The following is an 18,322-nucleotide window of genomic DNA, read 5'->3' as shown; positions in this document are numbered from 1 at the left end:
CCTTCAACCACTCGGCCACCTGTCCATTCCATTTATTATCCGACAATTTAGTCGGATAATACAACCGCCGCGAAAATTCTCGGAGGTCATTTGGTAGCGGACGTGTAGCGCGTGCTTTTTGTCGCTGCAAGAGTTAAGTGTGTGCAATAACGGATAAATCAGTTGTTTGTGTCGATTGCACTTTTCCCTAAGTCATCTATTTAATCTATATACTACTTGTTCAATCGCACCGTTGGGCTGGCATGTTTCGTTTTTTGATCCGTTTTATCGCTGTTATCTGCTTGGCTGTATCTGTCATGTTTCTAGTTTTGGATGCGACACGCTCTTTGGGGGTGTCCGAGCTTGTTTTTACACCGCTTGAGGTGAGTTGGAGACAGTTTTTCCCGGATACCTTGGACATGTTCTCGCTTTGGCTTACACAAAGCGTTCACTCATTTTTGAACGACCCCGTTCTTGTAACCTTGCTGACTGTGCCCACTTTCGCTGTATTCGCCGTTTTGTCGGCCCTATTTTATGTCATAGGTTATAGAAAAAGGCGGCACATGGATGGGTTTGCCAAAAGATAATCAACACTAAGCCGATCACTTGGAAAGGCGGAAAGCTATGTTTTTGACCGATATGTTTCGCAACAAGACCGACATGATTACTGCTGAAAAGGCCTTGCCGGGTCGTGATGAGCCTTTATCTCTATCTCCGGACCATTTCGTTAGCGGCGTCAATATGGTTGGTCCGCACCCCGAAGAAATGGAAGTCATTTATCTAGGTATGGGATGTTTTTGGGGAGCCGAGCGCATTTTCTGGCAGATGGATGGCGTCTATGTAACGGCCGTTGGTTATGCGGGCGGTTTTACAAAAAACCCGACTTACAATGAGACCTGCACCGGACAAACCGGCCATGCTGAAGTGGTCAAAATTGTCTATGATCCGGCTGAGATAAGTCTAGATGTGATTTTAAAAGAGTTTTGGGAGCAGCATGATCCGACACAAGGTATGCGGCAGGGCAATGACATTGGCACGACTTACCGCTCAGCAATTTATACCACGTCAGACGCACAGCTCGAACATGTGAAGAATAGTCGCGATAATTTCCAGAAAGCGCTGAAACAAGGTGGGCACCACGCCAAGATTACGACAGAAATTGCGCCATTAAACGCATTTTATTTCGCTGAAGATTATCATCAGCAATATTTGGCGAAAAATCCCGATGGTTATTGTGGCTTGCGCGGTACCGGCGTTAGCTGCCCTATTCCCCGTTAAACCGTCGTACGCTTACCTTTGCGGCATTTACGTTAATTTTCGATGCCGCAAAGATGCCTACATTTTTTGCGTGATTTTGCTGCAGCGGCGTGCCAAACTCTTTTTCAAGGCGAATAAAACGCCGCGAGGTTTCGTGCATTGTTTTTAGTGAATAATGCGCGGGGGAGAATAATAAACGTTTATAGGGTGATTTAGTATGAAGCGCATCGCTTTAGGCCTTTTGGCCGCAACAGCATTAACTTTTTCAGCACATGCCGAACCGGCAATCATTTATGATTTGGGCGGAAAATTCGACAAGTCGTTCAATGAAGCTGCTTACAACGGCGCTGAAAAATATAAAGAAGAAACCGGAACATCTTACCGCGAATTCGAGATTCAAAACGACGCGCAGCGCGAACAAGCTTTGCTGAAATTTGCTGAAGATGGCAATTCACCGATCGTGGTCGCGGGCTTTTCTTGGGCGCAAGCTCTAGAGCAAGTCGCGAAGGACTTCCCGGATACAAAATTTGCGATCATTGACATGGTTGTTGATCAGCCGAATGTACGTTCGGTTGTATTCAAAGAGCAGGAAGGCTCTTACCTTGCCGGAGTTATGGCTGCTAAAGCATCTGAAACAGGAACTGTCAGCTTTGTCGGCGGCATGGGTATTCCGCTTATTTCACGCTTTGCGTGCGGCTATGTTGGCGGCGTCAAGTCTGTCAATGCAGATGCCAAAGTGATCGAAAACATGACAGGTGACACACCTGCGGCATGGAATGATCCTGTTAAAGGCGGCGAGATTACCAAAGCGCAGATTGCTCAAGGGTCTGATGTTGTCTTCCATGCGGCCGGCGGTACGGGTGTAGGCGTTATTCAAGCGGCGGCAGATGCAGGCAAGCTTGCTATCGGCGTTGACTCAAACCAGAACGGTTTGCAGCCGGGCAGCGTTTTGACTTCTATGGTCAAAAAAGTGGATGTTGCTGTTTATGAAGCATTCAAAGACGGCGCTGAAGGCGGCACTTGGGAATCAGGTATCAACGTTCTTGGTCTGAAAGAAGGCGGTGTTGATGTTGCTATGGATGACAACAACAAAGAACTTGTTTCAGAGGAAATGATGAAAGCCGTGGAAGATGCGCGCGCTAAAATCGTTTCCGGCGACGTTGTTGTTCACGACTATATGAGCGATAACAATTGCCCGTATTAAGTTAAACAATATTGGACGATTCCAGCCGCCAGAGCTTTGTTCTGGCGGCTTTTTTATGAGGCTTTAAGATGAAACTTTTTCCGGATTATAAGTCGAAGATACGTGTGGCATCCGTACAAATGGCGCTGCTTCATACCTCTTCCTTTGATCATTTGTTCAAGCGTGTGCGTGCCTTTGCCGAAGAGGCGACGCGTCAAAAAGCCGACTTTATCTGTTTTCCTGAACATTTCACGCTTCAACTTTTGTCGGGAGCAGCGCAGAAAATGTCACCGGAGGCGTCAATCGAAAGTTTGACGGAAAAAACAGAGCGCATAGCTGCAGAATTTACAGCGCTGGCAAAAGAGCTCAGCATCAATATTGTTTGTGGTAGCCATGCAACGCGGACGGCTTCCGGCAAAACGGAAAATATCGCATTTGTGACACGGCGCGACGGAACAATGGCCAGCCAGCCAAAGCTTCACCCGACACCCGACGAACGGGAGGTCTGGGGCATTGAAGGGGGTGAAAGATTGGGGGCAATTGAAACAGATTGCGGCCCGATTGGCGTGCAAATCTGCTATGATAGTGAATTTCCGGAGCTTGGCCGTCGCCATGCAGAGCAGGGCGTTGGGTTGGTCTTTGTTCCTTATTGCACCGAAGCCAGAAGTGGTCATTTACGGGTGCGTTATTGCTGCCATGCCCGCACGGTCGAAAACCAGTGCTATATTGTAACGTCCGGTTTGGTTGGAACGATTGATAATGTAGAAAATCTTGACGAGGCCTATGCGCAATCGGCTGTTCTGACACCATCTGATGCCGGTTTTCCGCCTGATGGAATATTGACTCAAGCGCCTGTAAACGAAGAAAAGCTTATTGTTGCCGATCTCGATATGGCTTTGCTGGATAAAGCACGCACAGCAGGGTCGGTTCGAAATCTCGCAGACCGGCGCAGTGATCTTTATGATGTTAGGTGGAATTTATAAAGCAAACGCCTGCCGGCATATTCGCTGGCAGGCGTATAGAACACTGCATTACAAGTTCTTTCGGTTGCTTAATCTTATTTTTTCGAGCTCTCTGGCAGCGTTGACTTCAATTGGAAGTCTTGATGCCCAATAGACATCGCTTTCGCGAATGCCAATATCGTCATAAAGCCAGCTTTCCTGACCAACGAGATTCATAAAAGCCGCTCGATTTCGCCTTTGTTTGGCGCGTGCCACACGCGCGGCAAGAAAAGTTTTGAAGTAGGCTGAAATACCGAGCCAGCTGCGCTGGAGAATATTTCTGCGTTGATCAACAATGTCAAAATTCTGATTATCAATGCAAGTCATCTTTCCGTCTCCATTTGTGTGACTGGACATTGCGCGCGAATAATGCTTCAATCAAACGAATAGATATGTATTTATCATTCAAATATATTGATGATTGGAAATGATATGAATGTGCCGGACAAAAAATTTAATGCAGTGGCTCTTGCCGGCATTGATATTGATGTCTTGAAGACATTTGCCGCGATTGCAGAAACAGGCAGTTTTTCCAAGGCGGCGGAGAAAGTGTTTCGCACACCTTCAGCAGTGTCGATGCAAATAAAAAAACTGGAAGAGATATTGGGCGTATCGGTATTGCAGCGCGACAGCCGCTCCGTTGAACTTACGCAAGACGGTGAACTGCTTTTGTCTTACGCGCGGCGCATACTTGCATTGTCGAACGAGATGATGGCACGGTTTTTAATGCCTGATATTGAAGGTTCAGTCGTGCTTGGCGCACCCGATGATTATGGCAACAAGCTTCTGCCGACTGTTTTAAAACGCTTTGCTGAAACACATCCAAATGTGTCGGTCGATGTCGTCATGGATAGTTCTGCGAGCTTGCTCGAACGGTTTGATCGCGGTGAGCTCGATGTGGTCGTATATACATCTTCTGATAAACATGCGCTTGAAGATGGCGCGCATATAATGTTGGAAGAAGATCTTGTATGGGCTGGCCTTAAAGGTGGCTGTGCGTATGAGAAAGATCCTTTGCCAATTTCCATGTGGGAAAGCTCGTGTGCTTGGCGGGCCGGTGCGGTTGAGGCTCTCGACACAATTGGACGCTCTTACCGCGTTGCCTATAAAAGTGCTCAGGTGGTTGCCCAGCGTGCTGCGGTTTCTGCAGACCTTGCTGTTGCGCCAATGCCTTCATCGTTTATCGAACCGCCATTGATCGAATTAACGCATAAGAAACATGGTCTGCCGCCCTTGAAAAAATATCAGATACGCATGCGTTTAAAGTCCAACTCAGGCTGCTGTTCGCAAGCGGTGGCCGAGCATGTCATCGCCTGCTTTGAAGAGATGTGAGGCAAAGGCGCTTAATGCGCCTCATCCCAATTATTAGCAGCCTGTGCTTCCACGGCCAGTGGAACAGCCATATCGATGGCAGGCATAGCGGCATTTTCCATCACTTGCTTAACGCAAGTAATTGTTGCGTCGACCTCATTCTCCGGCACTTCAAAAATTAATTCGTCATGAACTTGAAGCAGCATTTGCCCCGATAGTTTTGCGGCATCCATGGCAGGCTCCATACGCACCATAGCGCGGCGGATTATGTCGGCAGCAGAACCTTGGATTGGGGCATTGATAGCCGCCCGTTCGTTAAATGCGCGTACTTGCGGATTGCTTGATTTAATCTCCGGATAGTGAATGCGGCGGCCGAAAATTGTCTCGACATAACCTTGTGCGCGCGCCGTGGCTTTTGTCTCGTCCATATAATCTTTGATGCCGGGAAAACGCTCAAAATATTTCTTGATATATTCAGAGGCTTCCGATCGGCTGATGCCGAGATTATTGGCAAGGCCAAAGGCGGAAATGCCGTAGATAATGCCAAAGTTGATCGCCTTGGCGCTGCGTCTTACATCTGACGGCATGCCTTCAACCGGCACGCCAAACATTTCAGAAGCAGTCATTGCATGAATGTCGATCCCGTCCGCAAATGCTTGGGTGAGTTGCGGAATGTTGGCAACATGCGCAAGCACACGCAATTCGATCTGGCTATAGTCCGCAGAAATGAGCGTCTTGCCTTTTTCAGCAACGAATGCTGTGCGGATTCGTCGGCCTTCAACTGTTCGAATCGGTATGTTTTGCAAATTGGGTTCAGACGAAGATAGTCGCCCGGTGGATGTTGCAGCCAGAGAATAAGATGTGTGAACGCGTTTTGTTTCGGTGTTGATATAGCCTGGCAAGGCGTCGGTGTAGGTCGATTTCAGCTTTGTAAGCTGGCGCCAGTCGACAATTTTACGTGGCAACTCATGGCCTTCCGCAGCAAGATCTTCCAGTGCCTGCGCGCCTGTTGCCCATTGCCCTGATTTTGTTTTTTTGCCGCCCGGCAGTTCCATCTTGCCAAATAGGATTTCGCCTAATTGTTTAGGCGAGCCGACATTGAATTTCTCGCCGGCAAGGTCGTAAATTTCTTCTTCATAGGCAGCTGCTTTCTGCGCAAATTCACCCGATAGCCGGCTAAGGATTTGCCTGTCGACAGATATGCCACGGCCTTCCATGCGTGCCAGAACAGCCATTAGTGGTCTTTCGAGTCGCTCATAAACAGATGCCAGTCCGTCGGCAATCAGGCGCGGCTTGAGCACCTGCCAAAGCCGGAGCGTAATATCTGCATCTTCAGCGGCGTATCCGGTAGCAACATCAATGGCTATGCGGTCAAAGGTAATCTGTTTTTTACCGGTACCGGCAATGTCCTTAAAGGCAATTGGCTGATGGCCTAGCCAGCGCTCTGATAAAGCATCCATACCATGTGCACCGCGCCCGCCATCAATGACATAGGACAGCAGCATCGTGTCATCATAGGACCGGATTGTGATGCCGTATCTTTGCATGATGAGATAGTCATATTTCAGATTCTGTCCGACTATCAGGATCGACGCGTCTTCGAGCAATGCTTTGAGTTTTTCAAGCGCGGTATCAAACTCGAGCTGGCCGCTGACGAGGCCGCCTTCACCAAGAAGATCGTCTTCGCCGTCACGATGTTGCAAGGGAATATAAGCGGCATGTCCGGCTTTATGACACAGAGAAAAGCCGACAAGATTGGCCTGATTTGCATCTAGTGAGTCGGTCTCGGTGTCAAACGCGACGACACCTTCTTCTATTGCTTTTGAAATCCATTCATCCAGCATCGCTGCATCGCGAATACAAACATAGCTATCGGCATCAAACTTGGCGCCTGACGCTTCTGCCGCCAGCTTTTCCGCAAGCGCTTGAGGTGTGTTGTCGCCGTTTTGTGCATCCTGCTGTTCAGGGTCAGCTTTGGCGTTTGAATCTGCGCTTTCCGGCACCGCACTATCAAGATCGGGACCACGCGCGCGTCCGGCATTTTCTACCGGTATATCAGCGGCATCAATTTCATTGGCTTCAACACCTGTCGCTTCGGCCACACGGCGGGTTAGTGTGTTAAGTTCCATTGCTTTGAGAAAAGCAACGAGCTTGGGGCCGTCCTGATCTTCCAGAATAAAATCATCTATGGTCGTCTCAACGGGCGTATTAACTTTCAGCGTAACCAGTTCGCGCGATAAACGTGCTTGATCGGCAAATTCAATCAGGTTTTCGCGCCGTTTATTTTGTTTAATTTCATGCGCGCGCTCAAGCAGCGTGTCCAGATCGCCATAGGTCTCGAGTAGTTGCGCCGCTGTTTTCGGACCAATGCCCGGAACGCCCGGGATATTGTCGGTTGAATCGCCGGTAAGCGCTTGCAGATCGATCATTTTGTCAGGCTTTACCCCGAACTTCTCAATGACTTCATCAATACCGATTTGTCGGTCTTTCATTGAATCATACATTGATACTTTTTCAGTAACGAGCTGCATCAAATCCTTGTCGGAAGAAATGATTGTTACTTCACCGCCCGCAGCTTCCGCTTGTGCCGCATAGGTCGCAATAAGGTCATCGGCTTCATACCCGTCGAGCTCAATGCAAGGCAGGTTGAAAGCACGTGTCGCTTCGCGAATCAGTCCGAATTGCGGACGCAGATCTTCGGGCGGCTCGGAGCGGTTGGCCTTGTATTCAGCATAAAGATCGTTGCGAAACGTCTTGGACGAATAGTCGAATATGACCGCAAAATGGGTAGGTGTTACACCGACATCGGTATTGCGCGCATCTTGCAGGAGTTTCCAGAGCATATTGCAAAAACCGGAAACGGCGCCAATGGGTGTGCCATCAGACTTCCGGGTTAATGGCGGCAGGGCATGAAAAGCTCGGAAGATATATGCCGAACCGTCAACGAGGAAGAGATGATCACCTTTTTTCATGCGCTGATATTTAGCGCCATCGGCTCGACCCGTCCATGAAAAACGCAGCATTTTGCAAAAACAGATAGCGTTGACGGCTGTTGTAAAAGCGTGACTCAAAAAATTTGATGTAAATCGTCAAGACATTATTCACTATGGCGCGGCTTTATAGGGGGCAGAAAACACGATAGATTGTTTTAACCGAACAAGCTTTGGAGAATAGAGTGGCTTACAAGAAATTAGCACGCGCATTATTGGCTTCGGCCGTTATTGTTACTGGAATGAGCTTTTCGGTTCCCGACGCATCGGCATTTCAATTACATGAGCTTCTGTTTAGTCGCGAAAAACGCAAGGAAATGCGCCAACGCCGCAATCCAGAGCCAGTCATACAGAAGCGCAAGAAAACGGTTAAGGCAAAACCGCGCAAACCCATAAAACGCATAAGCGGGCCGCAATATTACACATATAAAGCGCCGCAAATGGCTGTGTTTACGCTGGCGGGTCTGACCACAGCGTCCGTAGGGCAGTCAGGTGAACTCGGTTTACCGACCATGGATTTCGAAGCACAGCGCTTTAAAGAAGCTGTCCGTTATTCTCCAACGCTGAAAATTTCAATTGAAGAAGACATTGCCAAGGCAGTGACTGATTATTACAGCAAAAAGCCAGCCTTTGTGTGGTCCCGCGGCAGCAGCGTCACGACACATGCCAAAGACGTTGCCGCAATGCTCAATAGCGCTGACAAACATGGCTTGAACCCGGAACATTATGCAATTGAAGTGCCATCTGATGCCTTCTCGTTTGACGATCCGAAAGCAAGAGCGGCAGAACTATTATCGTTTGAAACAAAGTTGACGGCCTATGCTATCCGCTATGCGCAGGATATGAAGGACGGCGAAGTTAACCCGAACAAAATATCGGGCTATCACGATTTCACAAAAAACCGCTTATCTGCGAATGACGCGTTGGAGGGGCTGACGTCCGGAGAAATGGCGCCTGCCGATTATCTGACCAGCCTTGTGCCGAATCAGCCGCATTATGCGATGTTGCAGGATGAACTGGTTAAATTGCGCGGCAGTACGGAAACCGAGATCGTGCTTCCACCAGACCTCCTCATGAAACCCGGCAATACTGTAGAAGAATTGCCGCTTCTTATGAAGGCTATGGAACGCAAGATGGGCGACGAAACGCGCACAAAACATCAGGTGCTTTTAAGCGCTTACGCTGGCGAGACACTTTATAAAGGCGAACTGGTTGAATTGGTGCGCGATGTCCAACGCGATCTTGGCGTGGCACCGGATGGCATTGTCGGCCCCAAAACCGTTTCGCGTCTTGGCGGTCAAAGCCTTGCTTCAAAAATAGAACGGGTAAAGCTAACGTTGGAGCGTCTGCGCTGGCATCCGGAAAATTACGGTAAGCGTCAGGTTTTGATAAACCAGCCGGAATACCGTGTTCGCTACATGGAGGATGGCGAGACAAAACTTGCCATGCGCGCTGTCGTGGGTAAACCGGCGAATCAGACCAACTTCTTCCACGATGAAATTGAAACAGTTGTGTTCAATCCGTATTGGGGCGTGCCGCAATCAATTATCGTTAATGAAATGCTGCCAAAGTTACGTCGCGATCCGGGCTATCTCGATCGCGCTGGTTACGTTGTTTCAACGCATGGCGGCAAGCGGATTGCCTCATCCAATATCAACTGGGCGCAATATGCCGGGCCGGTACCATTTAATGTGCGCCAGAAGCCGGGGCCCAAAAATGCTCTTGGTGAATTGAAAATATTGTTCCCGAACCGCCATGCAATTTACATGCATGACACACCGGCGAAAAATTTGTTCCAGCGTGATAACCGTGCATATAGCCATGGATGTGTTCGCTTGGAAGATCCGCGCGCTATGGCTGCGGCCGTACTTGGCAAAAGCCGCGAATATGTCGCGTCACAATTGGGCGGAGGCGAAAAGGGTGAAAAAGTCTCAGAAAAGATACCGGTATTTATAAGCTATTTCACAGCTTGGCCCAACGATGCAGGCCAAGTGGAATATCATCCCGACATGTATAAGCGGGATATGTATCTTGGTCGGGCTTTAGAGGCCGTGGCGAAAGCGCGCGCCGCTTCAAGCTAACTTACAATCTTTTGAAGCATAACCCGCTGAAATTACATTCGGCGGGTTTGTTGCAAAATCAGGAAATGCGCCGAAAACAGATCGGCGCGTGACCACTTCTGATCATGCCGATTTTACCCGCAGCAGCTTTGGAAAGATCGACGATTCTGCCTTTGATAAAGGGGCCGCGGTCATTGATACGAACAATAACGGATTTTCCATTGTTCCGGTTTGTCACTTCGAGCTTGGTCCCGAAGGGTAATGTTTTGTGCGCCGCTGTTAATTTGGCTGGGTTCATCATTTCTCCGGATGCCGTGCGCGAATAAAGCGCATACCATGATGCCTTGCCGCATTGAGCCGCTGAAGCTTCTGCCTGATTGTTCGTAAATATTGACGTTGTAATAGACAAAGCAATAACGGCTCCCGCGCCAGCGAGACTAAATAATTTATACATTTAACACACCCTAGTTGACGTTTAACGCCAGTCGTTTTCGTCCCACATCTTCTTTAAAGATTGTCGGTAGTTCGAATATTGAAATTGAAAACCAGCGCTCTTCAACTTTGCGTTGGAGACGCGCTTGTTCTCGCCGTAAAAAGAGCGTGCCATGGGCGATAATGTGGCAGTTTCAAAATCAATTGGGGCAGGTGGATCAATTTTTGTTACCAAAGCGGCATATTCGACAACATCCTGCGGCGGTGAAGGCATATCGTCTGTTACATTGAAAATGCCGTCAGCGCGTTGATTTGCGAGAAATTTCAGGCTGGCAGCAATATCAGCAACATGAATGCGGTTGAAGACTTGTCCCGGCTTGATCAGCCTGCGTGCCTTTCCTTCAACCATGTTTTTTAGTGCGTTGCGCCCTGGACCATAAATGCCGGACAATCGCAATATGGCCAATGGAAGGTCTTGATTTGCGGCAAAGCTTTGCCATTCCGACTCAGCTTGCATGCGTTGCACAGAGCGCTTTGAGACAGGTTTGCAATTGCTTTCTTCATCAACCCATGCGCCATCATGATTGCCATAAACGCCGACCGTCGAAAGATAGCCAATCCACGAAAGTTTAGGGGCAACTGACAAGACTTGTGAAAGGGCTCTCAACACCGGATCACCGGATTCATTCGGCGCAATAGAAACCACCAGATCGGTTGCGCCCTCTATAGCTTCTTTTAAGGCAGGCGTTATTGTTACGCCGTCAAATATAACAGGTTGAATGCCCGCTTTATCAAGTGCATCTGCCTTATCGGGTGATCGGGTTGTGCCAAAGACACTGGCACCTTCACGCGCTATCAGTTCGCCGTAGCGTTTACCAGAAAATCCCGCGCCCAATATTAATGTCGTTCGTTGTTGGTCTGTCATAATTCCAAGCCAGTCGTTTCAAGCGCTGTCATCCATTCCTGGCATACAGATTGATCGCTTTCAGTTGGGTAGTATGTTTCATAGAGCACGCTAAATTCGTCTTTGTTCACATGCTGCGCCAAAGCCCAAACGGCAGTGCCGCGAACGACATTATCCGGATCGTTTAGATGGGTTTTGATCAAGGGCAAAAGTTCTTGATCACTGCTGTTTCCCGCTGCGACAAGGCAATTGCGAATAAAACGGTTTCTGCCAATGCGCTTGACCGGTGAGCCGGCAAACATTTTTCTGAAGGCTGTATCATCAAGCTGTAGCAGAGCAGCAAGCGGCGGGCTTTTTAAATCTTCACGCGCTTGTAGTTTTGCCTCACGCGCCTTTGTGGCGAACTTGTTCCACGGGCAAACCGCAAGACAGTCGTCACACCCATAAATGCGGTTGCCCATGGGCTTCCGAAACTCGATATCTATTGGTCCTGCATGCTCAATCGTAAGATAAGATATACAGCGCCGGGCATCGAGACGATAAGCAGACGGAAATGCGTTTGTCGGACAGCAATCAAGACACGCGCGGCACGAACCGCAATGGTCGGTTTCAGCGTCATCCAACGGCAGATCCATATCTGTGAAAATAGAGCCAATAAAAAACCACGAACCAATTTGCCGACTAACAAGATTTGTGTGTTTGCCCTGCCATCCCAGCCCGGCCTTTTGCGCAAGAGGCTTTTCCATCACTGGCGCCGTATCAATAAAGACTTTTACCTCAGCGCCGGTTTTGGCAACAAAACGGCCGGCCACTTGTTTTAGCTTGCCCTTGATAACATCATGATAGTCGCGGTTATGCGCATAGCAGGAGATTGTAGCCCTATCATCCAGTGTAGTGGCGTGCAGTGGATCATAATCATTATCCGGCGAATAAACCATTGCCGCAAGAATAATAGTTTTTGCATCTTCCCAGAGAACCGTTGGAGCGGCTCTTCGTTCCTGCGTGTCCTCCATCCATTGCATGGAGCCGTGGTAGCCGGCATCGATGAACTCGGAAAGAGCGCTTGTCATTTTGCCGGTATCATTGGCATCCATGAAGCCAACAAGCTCAAACCCTTCAGAGGATAAATCACTGATAAGAGATTGTTTCGCCTTTTCGGGGGACAAAGTTGTCGACATGGCTCAAACGGGCAGTGCTAAAAGTCGAGATCGGCATAATGCGATACGGGTGTAAGGGCGCGAACGCGGTCTTCCAAAATAGGTCTGAATGCGGGTCGCGATTTGACGCGTTGATACCATTCGGCCGCTTGCGGTGATTCAGGCCAGGATATTTCACCCATATAGTCCAGTACGGAAATACTGGCGGCTGCGGCAATATCAGCGGCAGTCAGGGTTTTGCCGCTGAGCCAGTTTCGGCTACCGGCTAACCAATTCAAATAGCGCATATGCTGCTTCACATTGTTGCGTGCTGCGCGCATGGCGGCAGAATCAGGCGCGCCTCCACCACTGTTGCGCGGCATTTCCACTTTGAAAATCCGCTCTCTCACAAGTGCTTTGGTTGCGTCCTGCTCCAAGCGCACACAAAACCAGTCAATGAGCCTGCGGACTTCTGCACGCTCAAGCGGATAATCAGGCATTAAACGACGCTCGCGCATCATGGTGCCGCGTGTCTCATCAATATATTCGCAAATGGCGTACACACCGCAGATTGCAACATCGGATTCCGCAATCAGTACCGGCAGCGTACCAGCTGGATTTAACTTGATGAATTCGGCTTCACGATCCCAAGGATTTTGGTGCACCAAGCTGTATTCGACACCATATTCGCCCATCAAAAAGCGAATAAAGCGCGAACTGGCAGACATGGGATGATGATAAAGCTGCATAGATTGATCCTGTGTGCCGAAACCTTAAGCCCTATTGATAGGAGACCTTTAGGGACTGTGCAACGTCATACAGTATTGTCTAGTTTGCAAAAGCCTCAATCTGCGAGAGTGTTGGCAAATCCGCACCGCGTCTTGTGCATGTCAGTGCCGCAGCATCAATAGCGAATTTGACAAGCGCTTCCAGATCAACCGTTTGGGCTTCACCTTTTCGTGCCAGTTTGCTTTGCGCTAAAAAATGTAGGCTGGCAGCCTGAAAAGTATCGCCCGCACCAACCGTGTCAATGACGTCAACTTTTCGGCCGGGCAGATCAACGCTTTGACCGTTTGCAGTTTTTGCGAACGCGCCATCGGGTCCGCGTGTGACACATGCGACATCTACCCCGGCGGCAAGGCAGCGATCGAGAAATGCTTCAATTGGCTGGCCTGGATAAAGAAAATCCAGATCTTCATCGCTGGCTTTAACAAAATTGGAGACAGGCAACATCTCGTCTATCATCGCGTGCCATGGCTCACGTTCCGGTATCACGATGGGACGCGCATTCGGATCAAACGCGATAAACTTTTTGCCTGCCTGCTGCTTGGCAAATTCCCGTAAAACTGCACCGCTCTTTTCGAGTGCGGTTGCAAATGATCCAAGATGAATGACTTGGTCGCACTCATCCAGCTTGGTGGGTATATCCGACATTTCCATCGAACAGTCGGCAGTGCCTTTTGTATATAGCGAATAGTCCGGTTGCCCGTCAGGCTTTGTCAGGATCATTGCCAGGGTTGTTTGCAGGTCGGTTGCAACGCAATAATCATCATGCACCCCCATTTCCTTCATGAAGGCGCGTATACTCCGTCCAAACATATCATTGGATAATCGTGTGAAAAGGCTGGCGCGATTGCCCATACGTGAAAGGCCAAGCGCAACGTTAAGCGGAGAGCCGCCCACGACCCCGTCAAACCCGATGCCATGTGGTGCACTGCTCTTTGAAGGCTGTGCAAAAATGTCAAAAAGCGCTTCGCCGCAAGTGATAAACATGCGCATTTCCCAAATCATTAAATCGATTTAGACTTTTAGCTTCTATTTTCCAAATGCACAACGGTTCCTGTGCGGATTGATTGCTCGGCAGCAGCGCCAAGGGCAACCGCATGGGCGCCATCACGCAGTGTCACTTCAGGTTTACCTGTCTTGGTTTTGCACAATTCAAAGAACTTTAAGTGCTGAAAATAAGTGCTGCCATGGTGATCGCCCGCCGCAAGAAGGTTCTCATCAACGTGTATCTCGGAGCGGGTTGGTGCGCGCTCTGCACGCGGTGAAATGATGACTTCTGACGCGCGCTCAATACCGCCTGGCCAAAAACGAGAAGGGCCGGGCACAAACGCTTCAACTTTTCCCGTATCTCCAACGACGGAAACCTGTTCCTGCCAATAAGAGCCCTCGGCAAACATGCACAAATCAAGCGAGGCGCGTACACCGTTTTCAAAATCAACAATCACAAATGCATTGTCGAGAATATCAGGTTTTTGACCATCATAGTTTTCATCAAAGAAATTAACGTCCTGTGCGCCGGATCCATAAACCTTCACGGCTTCCGATCCGGTGATGAGGCGCATGAGATCAAAAAAGTGGCAGCATTTTTCAACCATCGTGCCGCCGGTCCGCGCGTTAAATCTATTCCATGCGCCAACCTTGTTCAGGAAAGGAAAGCGGTGTTCGACAATGGAGATCATTTTGGTTTTGCCGATAGTGCCGTTTCGCACTTCATCGATGATGCGAGCCACTGGCGGCATATAGCGGTATTCCATGGCTACCCATACCGGCGCTGCACGGTTTTCAGCACTTTTAACAAGGCTCCAAGCGTGATCTGCGCTCGTGGCGCTGGGTTTTTCTAAAAGAATAGGCAGATTGGTTTGCAGCAGTTTCTGCATCATATCAAAATGCGTGTCATTTGGGCTGACAACGATCAATGCATCGGCTTTGTCAGATTGCAAAAGCGCGTCAATATCCGTGTATCGCTCCGGCGCTTTTATACCTGCATCGATTGCTGTTTGAACGGCTTTGGCGGCCATTTCATCGTTAGGCTCAACGATTGTACTGACATAGGCATCCGGCAAAAGAGCGATATTGCGTATATGTTCCTGGCCCATCATACCGGCCCCGATAATTGCGTAACGCAAAGTCATAATGGTTCTTTCCTGTCAGTGCTGCATGTGTCAGCTTTATGCTGGAACAACGCCTAATACGTTGCGAAATTACGCGCAATATAAATATAGTTCAATAGTGAATGAATTTGGCTGCATAGAAGGAAAAAGCGATGTCGGAAACTGAAAAAGTTGTTTTAATTACAGGCGCAGCACGCGGCATTGGCCTTGAGACAGTAAAGCGGTTTTTACGTGAGGGGTGGCGGGTTGTTATGCTTGACCGGCTGGCAGAAACTTTAAGCGCTGCCGCCCGCACTCTTGGCTCGAACCGTGTCTATGCAATTGAGGCAGATGTTTCAGACCCTGAGCAGGTTACAAAGGCTGTGGAAGAAGCTGCAAATAAGTTCGGGCGGCTGGACGCGCTTGTCAACAATGCAGGAATTGCCGACTTTGCCCCGGCAATGGAGCATGATTATGCTCTTTGGCGTCAGGTCATGGCAACAAATCTTGATGGGCCTTTTCTAATGACACAGGCCATTGTTCCTCATTTGATTACAGCCGGTGGCGGTGCAATCGTCAACATTACATCAATATCCGGCCTGCGTGCTTCGACCATGCGTGTTGCCTATGGCACGTCCAAAGCCGCACTTGCACATTTAACCAAGCAATATGCGGCCGAACTGGGTGAACATAAAATACGTGTAAACGCGGTTGCGCCCGGACCGGTTGAAACAGACATGGCAAAGAAAGTTCACAGCGATCATATCCGTAAGGCATATTATGATGTCATGCCCATACCGCGCCATGCAGAGGAAATAGAGCTTGCCAATGCGATCTGGTTTTTAACCTCGTCCGAGGCAAGTTATATCACCGGCCATGTTCTGGCGGTGGATGGCGGTTTTGACGCCGTTGGCATTGGTATCGACAAACTCAGACAATAAAGTCAAAAAATAAGCCGCCCTGATTTCTCAAGGCGGCTTCAAAGATCAGTTTATATGCTTGTTCAGCTTGCTTTAAGCTCCAAACGGCGGCGGTGCAGTACCGGCTCAGTGTAACCGGAAGGCTGCGCGCGGCCATCCAGCACGAGTTCCAGCGCAGCCTGAAATGCTATTGATCCGTCAAAATCATCGGCCATAGGTGTATAGGCCGGATCATTCGCATTCTGCTTATCGACGACCTTGGCCATCTTTTTCATTGTGTCGACGATCTGCTCTTTCGTCGCGACACCGTGATGCAGCCAATTGGCCATGTGCTGTGAAGATATGCGGCATGTCGCGCGGTCTTCCATAAGACCGACATTATTAATGTCCGGTACCTTCGAGCAGCCAACGCCCTGATCGACCCAGCGTACGACATAGCCGAGTATGCCCTGAGCATTGTTGTCAAGTTCGTGCTGAATGTCTTCCGGCGTCCAGTTTGGACGCGATACAACGGGGATCGACAACAAGTCATCAAGCTTTGCACGGTCACGATTGGCAAGCGTGGCCTGCACATCATGGACATCAACCTCATGATAATGCGTGGCGTGCAATGTTGCTGCGGTTGGCGAAGGTACCCATGCACAGTTCGCGCCCGCTTCCGGGTGTCCAATTTTTTGCTCAAGCATGGCATGCATTAAGTCAGGCATAGCCCACATGCCTTTGCCGATTTGGGCATGGCCCGCAAGACCGCATTCAAGGCCGATATCAACATTCCAGTCTTCGTAAGCGCCAATCCATGTCGCTTGTTTCATGTCGCCCTTACGCATCATCGGGCCGGCTTCCATAGAGGTGTGCATTTCATCGCCGGTCCGGTCGAGGAAACCTGTGTTGATGAAGACAACACGGTGTTTGGCCGCGCGAATACACTCTTTCAAGTTCACCGTTGTGCGGCGCTCCTCGTCCATGATGCCCATTTTTATGGTGTTTGGCTTCATGCCGATCGCCGCTTCAACACGGTCGAATATTTCTACTGCAAAAGCGACCTCTTCAGGACCGTGCATCTTCGGCTTAACGACATACATCGAGCCTTCGGCTGAATTGGCAAAGCGGCCATTCTCTCCGATATCATAAAGCGCTATCAATGCTGTAAACATTGCATCCATGATGCCTTCAGGCACCTCATTGCCATCGCGGTCATGGATCGCCGGATTGGTCATCAGGTGTCCAACATTGCGGATAAGCATTAATGAGCGGCCTTTAAGCGACATCTCACTTCCGTCAGGCGCCGTGAACTCCAAGTCGGGATGTAGCGCCCGCGTAATAGTCTTGCCGCCTTTTTCGAAGCTTTCCTCCAGATCACCGCGCATCAGGCCAAGCCAGTTGCGATAGACCAGCGCTTTGTCCTCCGCATCAACTGCGGCAACAGAATCTTCGCAGTCCATGATCGCGGTAAGGGCAGATTCCAGCCATACATCTGAAATATGCGCCGGATCTGTTTTGCCGATTTGATGATCCGCATTAATATGGATGCCAACATGCATGCCATTTTTGACGAACATCAAGGCACGCGGCGCATCAGCGTCGCCTTTATAGCCTGTAAATTGTGATGGATTGTCGAGAGCGGATTGGCCGTCTTCAGTCAGAATGACTAATGCGCCATCTTCGATCTTAAAGCCCGCAGCATTTGCCCATTGCGTATTTGCCAAAGGAACAGAGCTGTCGAGGAAGCCTTTTGCCCATTTGATGACACGGGCGCCGCGCGCTTCATAATATTCTTTGCTTTGAGGCAGGTCGCCGATTGCATCCGTACCGTAAAGCGCATCATAGAGCGAACCCCAGCGGGCATTGGCCGCATTAAGCGCAAAACGCGCATTCATGATCGGGACAACAAGCTGCGGCCCGGCGACCTTGGCAATTTCGGGATCGACATTGCGTGTATCAACGGAAAATTTTTCGCCTTCAGGCACAAGATAGCCGATCTCGCTCAAGAAGCTTTTATAGGCTTCCAGATCAGATGGAGCACCGTTTTTCTTATACCAGTCATCAAGCTGCGTTTGCAGATTTTCGCGCTTAGCCAGCAGTTCCCGATTTTTCGGGGCTAGGTCATGCACAATATCGGCAAAAGATTGCCAGAATGTATCAGAATCGATGCCTGTGCCCTTTAATGCTTCGTTCTCCAGAAAATCATGAAGAATGGGTGATACTTGAAGGCCGAACTTATCAATCGGTGCAGACATAATATTCTCCGTATTTGGCATTTACGCGCGTGTTTT

The 18,322-nt window shown here is 49.4% G+C and carries 16 protein-coding genes; 7 read left to right on the top strand and 9 right to left on the bottom strand.

Annotated elements, in window-relative coordinates:
* Positions 1 to 242: 242 nt before the first annotated feature.
* The 4 genes from SU32_RS04310 (at position 243) to SU32_RS04295 (ending at position 3,402) form a co-directional block, all read left to right on the top strand.
* On the top strand, positions 243 to 566 hold the full coding sequence (locus tag SU32_RS04310) for a hypothetical protein (protein WP_053998117.1): 324 nt from the start codon (positions 243 to 245) through the stop codon (positions 564 to 566).
* 37 nt (positions 567 to 603) lie between these two features.
* Positions 604 to 1,257, top strand: a complete 654-nt coding sequence (msrA, locus tag SU32_RS04305; RefSeq protein WP_053998116.1) for a peptide-methionine (S)-S-oxide reductase MsrA — start codon at positions 604 to 606, stop codon at positions 1,255 to 1,257.
* A gap of 196 nt (positions 1,258 to 1,453) precedes the next feature.
* Positions 1,454 to 2,440, top strand: a complete 987-nt coding sequence (locus SU32_RS04300) for a BMP family lipoprotein (protein WP_053998115.1) — start codon at positions 1,454 to 1,456, stop codon at positions 2,438 to 2,440.
* Between the two features lie 68 nt (positions 2,441 to 2,508).
* Positions 2,509 to 3,402 (top strand): carbon-nitrogen hydrolase family protein, encoded by an 894-nt coding sequence (locus SU32_RS04295; protein WP_053998114.1) that lies wholly within the window; start codon positions 2,509 to 2,511, stop codon positions 3,400 to 3,402.
* A 48-nt stretch (positions 3,403 to 3,450) separates the two neighbouring features.
* Here the strand turns inward: SU32_RS04295 and SU32_RS04290 are convergent, their stop codons facing one another.
* Complete coding sequence (locus tag SU32_RS04290; RefSeq protein ID WP_053998113.1) at positions 3,451 to 3,747, bottom strand: hypothetical protein; 297 nt, start codon at positions 3,745 to 3,747, stop codon at positions 3,451 to 3,453.
* 105 nt (positions 3,748 to 3,852) lie between these two features.
* On the opposite strand from SU32_RS04290, the gene SU32_RS04285 reads away from it, so the two are divergent.
* Positions 3,853 to 4,752, top strand: coding sequence for a LysR family transcriptional regulator (locus SU32_RS04285; protein WP_053998112.1), 900 nt, complete (start codon positions 3,853 to 3,855; stop codon positions 4,750 to 4,752).
* A gap of 11 nt (positions 4,753 to 4,763) precedes the next feature.
* Here the strand turns inward: SU32_RS04285 and polA are convergent, their stop codons facing one another.
* Positions 4,764 to 7,703, bottom strand: coding sequence for a DNA polymerase I (polA, locus tag SU32_RS04280; RefSeq protein WP_053998122.1), 2,940 nt, complete (start codon positions 7,701 to 7,703; stop codon positions 4,764 to 4,766).
* Positions 7,704 to 7,906: 203 nt separating this feature from the next.
* On the opposite strand from polA, the gene SU32_RS04275 reads away from it, so the two are divergent.
* A complete protein-coding gene (locus SU32_RS04275) occupies positions 7,907 to 9,802 on the top strand; it encodes a L,D-transpeptidase family protein (protein ID WP_053998111.1) in 1,896 nt (631 codons plus the stop codon).
* Between the two features lie 58 nt (positions 9,803 to 9,860).
* Here the strand turns inward: SU32_RS04275 and SU32_RS04270 are convergent, their stop codons facing one another.
* The 6 genes from SU32_RS04270 to SU32_RS04245 form a co-directional block, all read right to left on the bottom strand.
* A complete protein-coding gene (locus SU32_RS04270; RefSeq protein WP_053998110.1) occupies positions 9,861 to 10,235 on the bottom strand; it encodes a septal ring lytic transglycosylase RlpA family protein in 375 nt (124 codons plus the stop codon).
* Positions 10,236 to 10,256: 21 nt separating this feature from the next.
* Positions 10,257 to 11,138: an SDR family oxidoreductase gene (locus SU32_RS04265; protein ID WP_053998109.1), complete on the bottom strand. Its 882-nt coding sequence runs from the start codon at positions 11,136 to 11,138 to the stop codon at positions 10,257 to 10,259.
* The gene (queG, locus tag SU32_RS04260) at positions 11,135 to 12,295 is read right to left on the bottom strand and encodes a tRNA epoxyqueuosine(34) reductase QueG (RefSeq protein ID WP_053998108.1); all 1,161 of its coding nucleotides are present in this window, start codon (positions 12,293 to 12,295) and stop codon (positions 11,135 to 11,137) included. The genes SU32_RS04265 and queG overlap by 4 nt, the downstream gene beginning before the upstream one ends.
* Before the next feature lie 17 nt (positions 12,296 to 12,312).
* The gene (locus SU32_RS04255; RefSeq protein WP_053998107.1) at positions 12,313 to 13,002 is read right to left on the bottom strand and encodes a glutathione S-transferase family protein; all 690 of its coding nucleotides are present in this window, start codon (positions 13,000 to 13,002) and stop codon (positions 12,313 to 12,315) included.
* A gap of 79 nt (positions 13,003 to 13,081) precedes the next feature.
* Positions 13,082 to 14,026 carry a carbohydrate kinase family protein gene (locus tag SU32_RS04250; protein ID WP_160316290.1) on the bottom strand — a complete coding sequence of 315 codons (945 nt, stop codon included), beginning with the start codon at positions 14,024 to 14,026 and terminating at the stop codon, positions 13,082 to 13,084.
* 35 nt (positions 14,027 to 14,061) lie between these two features.
* Positions 14,062 to 15,171 (bottom strand): Gfo/Idh/MocA family protein, encoded by a 1,110-nt coding sequence (locus tag SU32_RS04245; RefSeq protein ID WP_053998105.1) that lies wholly within the window; start codon positions 15,169 to 15,171, stop codon positions 14,062 to 14,064.
* Positions 15,172 to 15,302: 131 nt separating this feature from the next.
* On the opposite strand from SU32_RS04245, the gene SU32_RS04240 reads away from it, so the two are divergent.
* The gene (locus SU32_RS04240; protein WP_053998104.1) at positions 15,303 to 16,070 is read left to right on the top strand and encodes an SDR family NAD(P)-dependent oxidoreductase; all 768 of its coding nucleotides are present in this window, start codon (positions 15,303 to 15,305) and stop codon (positions 16,068 to 16,070) included.
* A 62-nt stretch (positions 16,071 to 16,132) separates the two neighbouring features.
* On the opposite strand, the gene SU32_RS04235 is transcribed toward SU32_RS04240, so the two are convergent.
* Positions 16,133 to 18,286 carry a malate synthase G gene (locus SU32_RS04235; protein ID WP_053998103.1) on the bottom strand — a complete coding sequence of 718 codons (2,154 nt, stop codon included), beginning with the start codon at positions 18,284 to 18,286 and terminating at the stop codon, positions 16,133 to 16,135.
* Positions 18,287 to 18,322: the final 36 nt, after the last annotated feature.

The sequence above is a fragment of the Ahrensia marina genome, assembly GCF_001293565.1.
Lineage (GTDB): Bacteria > Pseudomonadota > Alphaproteobacteria > Rhizobiales > Rhizobiaceae > Ahrensia > Ahrensia marina.
Note: the sequence above shows the minus strand (reverse complement) of the source record. Positions and strands in the feature narration are given on the sequence as shown.